The following is a 3,169-nucleotide window of genomic DNA, read 5'->3' as shown; positions in this document are numbered from 1 at the left end:
GCGCGGGGATGGGAGCCGAAACACATGCGATCGAGTTGCCGCATGTGGAAGGCGCCGTCTTCCAGGCAGTCTTTGCGCGCAATGCCGAAAAGGCGGAGGCCTTCCGTGCCCGCTATGGGGCAAAAAAGGCTTATTCTGATCGCGCCGAGCTGCTCGCCGATCCGGAAATCGATGCCGTGATCATCGTTACGCCGAACGGGCTGCACCGGGATTTCGCGATCGCCGCGGCCAAGGCAGGCAAGCATGTGATTGTTGAGAAGCCCCTGGAAATAACCTCAAAGCGCGCCCGAGAGATTATCGATGCGTGCCAGCAGAGCGGCGTCGAACTCTTTGTCATCTATCAGATGCGTTATGCGGAAGCTTCAAGGAAGATCAAGGCCAGCATCGAGAGCGGTGATCTTGGTCGCATCATCCTCGTCAATGTGATCGACAACGAGTATCGCACGCCGGAGTACTACGCTGGGGACTATTGGCGTGGCACTCAGGAATTTGAGGGCGGCGGCTGCCTGATGACGCAGACCACGCACCTCCTCGACCTTGCCCAGTATTTGGTTGGCCCGGTCGAATCGACTTTTGCCCATGTCAAAACCGCTGCCCACGAGATCGAGACAGAGGACCTCGCGGTTGCAACCCTCAAATTCGACAATGGCGCGCTTGGCATCGTCAGCAGTTCCACTGCAGCTTATCCTGCCCAGCGCCACATCGTCTCGATCGTGGGCACCGACGGCACGATCTCGATGAATGGCGAGTACGATCAGATCGTATTCCAGGGGCTGCGCAGCGGCGGCGAGACGATTGACGCGCCAGCCGGCTTCGGTTTCGGGGACAACGCTGATCCGCGCGGGTTCCCGACACTGCGTCACCGCACCCAACTGCAGCTGATCACGGACAAACTTGTCCGCGGCGAAGCCAATGAGGAGAGCGCCGACGATCATCTGCGTGCCCTCTACCTGACCGATGCAATCTACCGCTCGGCCAAAGAGGGGAGAGAGGTAAAGACTTCCGAATTCCACCGCTGAGCGGCGACCATAAGAACCGCAAGCATAACCAGAGAGGGTAACATGAAGACGATCCTGAGCGCTTTCCTGATTGCAGCCACGGCTGCCCTGACGGCCGCCGCAGCCAACGCGGCCGAGTTTGAACTTCGCGTCGGCCACAATGGCGGCATCGACCATCCCTATCAAAAGGGGTTCGAGGCCTTCAAGAAGATCGCCGAAGAGAAGAGTGGCGGTCGCATTGAGGTGCAGATTTTTCCCTCGGCGCAGCTCGGCGCGGAAGACAAAGTCAACAACATGGTGCGTAATGGCCTTGTTGCGGCCCAGGCGACCTCTGCCGCCGCCGGACTTGCGCCTTTCGTTCCTGACATCGATGCATTGAACTACCCGTTTCTGTTCAAAAGCATGGACCATTATTACAAAGTGATGGACGGCGATGTTGGCAAGGATCTTGCCAAGGAAGTTGAAGACAAGCTTGACGTAAAATTGCTGGGCTGGGGCTTTTCAGGCACGCGCAGCGTGTGGAACGGCAAACACCCGGTCACCACGCCGGACGACCTGAAGGATCTCAAGCTTCGCATCATCAACAGCGAGGTCATGATCAATGCGTTCAAAGGCTTCGGCACGGAAGTTACACCGATGGCCTTTGGCGAAATCTACAACGCTCTCCAGCAGAAGGTGATCGACGGGGCGGAAACCGACAATGTCGATCTTCAGGTTGAGAAGTTCTACGAGGTCACGAAATACGTCTCTCTGACCAATCATCTCTATCTCGGCGCCGCCTACGTATTTTCTAAAAAGGTATTCGACAAGCTGCCACCCGACTTGCAGCAGGTCGTACTGGAGGCCGGCACAGAAGCGACCAAGGTGGAGCGCCAGGCAATGGCTGAACAAGCCTTGTCGGCACGTAAGTTCCTTGAGGAGCACGGTCTGGTCTACAACGAGGTTGACCACGCCAAGTTCGAGGCAGGCGTCGCCGACCTGTACGCGAATATCTCCTCACCCACGGTGGCCGACATGGTGAAGCGCATTCAGGCGCAGTAACCGGCTGGCGTGAAAAGGAGAACGAGCTATGGCGGGTCAGCCTATGGCCGATGAGGACGCAAAGGCGCCCAGCCTCATCGCGAAGGTTGCAGCGACGACGGTCATGACGGCAGTCGTGTTCTGCATCGCTCTGCAGGTGCTCAACCGCTACGTCGCTCACATCCAGGTTTCCTGGACGGAGGAGGTCTCGCGCCTCCTCCTCGTCTGGGTCGCGTCGATCGGCGCGATCCTCGCTGTCAGCGCCCGAACGCATTTCCGTATGGAACTGCTTACCGGCTTGCTGTCGCCGAGGATGCGTCGCACGATCGATACTTTCATCAGCCTGGCGACATTGATCTTCTTGGCGTTTTTTCTGTATTCGGGGATTCGGTTCTGTATGGACCTTGCCGACAATCGCAGCCAGATGCTCGGTATCCCCTATGCATATCCCATGGTCGCGCTTCCGATTGCTGCGGCCGGCATGTTCGTGGCGGTTATCCTTCGCATTGCCGCCACCCGCCGTGAAGGGAGGGATCGGAAATGAGTGCCCAAGCCCTTTCCATGATCTTGCTGTTTGGCGGGATCCTGTTCGGCTTCGACGTTGCGATCGCAATTGGCATGGCCGCACTCGTCGGCTTCATCATGATTGCTGACGACTCGATCGTGCTGCTGGCCGAAAAGTTTACCGAAGGTTTGGATTCCTTCCCCCTTTTGGCCATTCCCCTATTCATCCTTGCCGGTCGCATCATGACACGCGGCGGTATCGCCCGACGCATGGTTGATGTGTTGCTGCTTGTCATCGGTGGGCTGCGCGGCGGCCTTGCGCCGGTGACCCTGCTCTCCACCTTCGCGCTTTCTGGGGTCTGCGGATCGGCCAGCGCCGACACGGCTGCCATCGGATCGGTGACAATTCCCGAAATGCGCAAGCGCAATTATCCGATGCCTTTCGCCGCGGCTGTCACCGCGACAGCAGGCGCCACGGGTCATCTTCTTCCCCCTTCGATCGATCTGATTATCGTCGGCGTGGTGGCCAACATCTCCGTCGGTGCGCTGTTTCTTGCGGGCGTCGTCCCGGCCCTGGTGAACCTTGTCGCAATGATGGCTCTCACACTTGGCATCGCGGCTTGGCGACAAATGCCTCGCGAGCAAGG

4 protein-coding genes are annotated in these 3,169 nt (G+C 58.6%); all 4 read left to right on the top strand.

The window, feature by feature from the left end; genetic code table 11:
• A partial coding sequence (locus tag EN993_RS33675) for a Gfo/Idh/MocA family oxidoreductase (protein WP_164757985.1) occupies positions 1 to 1,019 on the top strand: 1,019 nt, incomplete at its 5' end.
• Positions 1,020 to 1,061: 42 nt separating this feature from the next.
• Positions 1,062 to 2,039 carry a TRAP transporter substrate-binding protein gene (locus EN993_RS33670; protein ID WP_127266038.1) on the top strand — a complete coding sequence of 326 codons (978 nt, stop codon included), beginning with the start codon at positions 1,062 to 1,064 and terminating at the stop codon, positions 2,037 to 2,039.
• A 28-nt stretch (positions 2,040 to 2,067) separates the two neighbouring features.
• A complete protein-coding gene (locus tag EN993_RS33665) occupies positions 2,068 to 2,562 on the top strand; it encodes a TRAP transporter small permease (protein WP_127266037.1) in 495 nt (164 codons plus the stop codon).
• Positions 2,559 to 3,169 (top strand): TRAP transporter large permease subunit (locus EN993_RS33660; RefSeq protein WP_127266036.1); only part of this gene is annotated, 611 nt, incomplete at its 3' end. The genes EN993_RS33665 and EN993_RS33660, both read left to right, overlap by 4 nt.

The sequence above is a fragment of the Mesorhizobium sp. M7D.F.Ca.US.004.01.2.1 genome, from assembly GCF_003997785.1.
Lineage (GTDB): Bacteria > Pseudomonadota > Alphaproteobacteria > Rhizobiales > Rhizobiaceae > Mesorhizobium > Mesorhizobium loti.
This window is presented reverse-complemented; position numbering and strand designations above follow the sequence as displayed.

Bases quoted from the DNA above. Each gene is read 5' to 3' on its own strand.
- EN993_RS33670 (WP_127266038.1), top strand. From the start codon at position 1,062: ATGAAGACGATCCTGAGCGCTTTCCTGATTGCAGCCACGGCTGCCCTG.
- EN993_RS33665 (WP_127266037.1), top strand. From the start codon at position 2,068: ATGGCGGGTCAGCCTATGGCCGATGAGGACGCAAAGGCGCCCAGCCTC.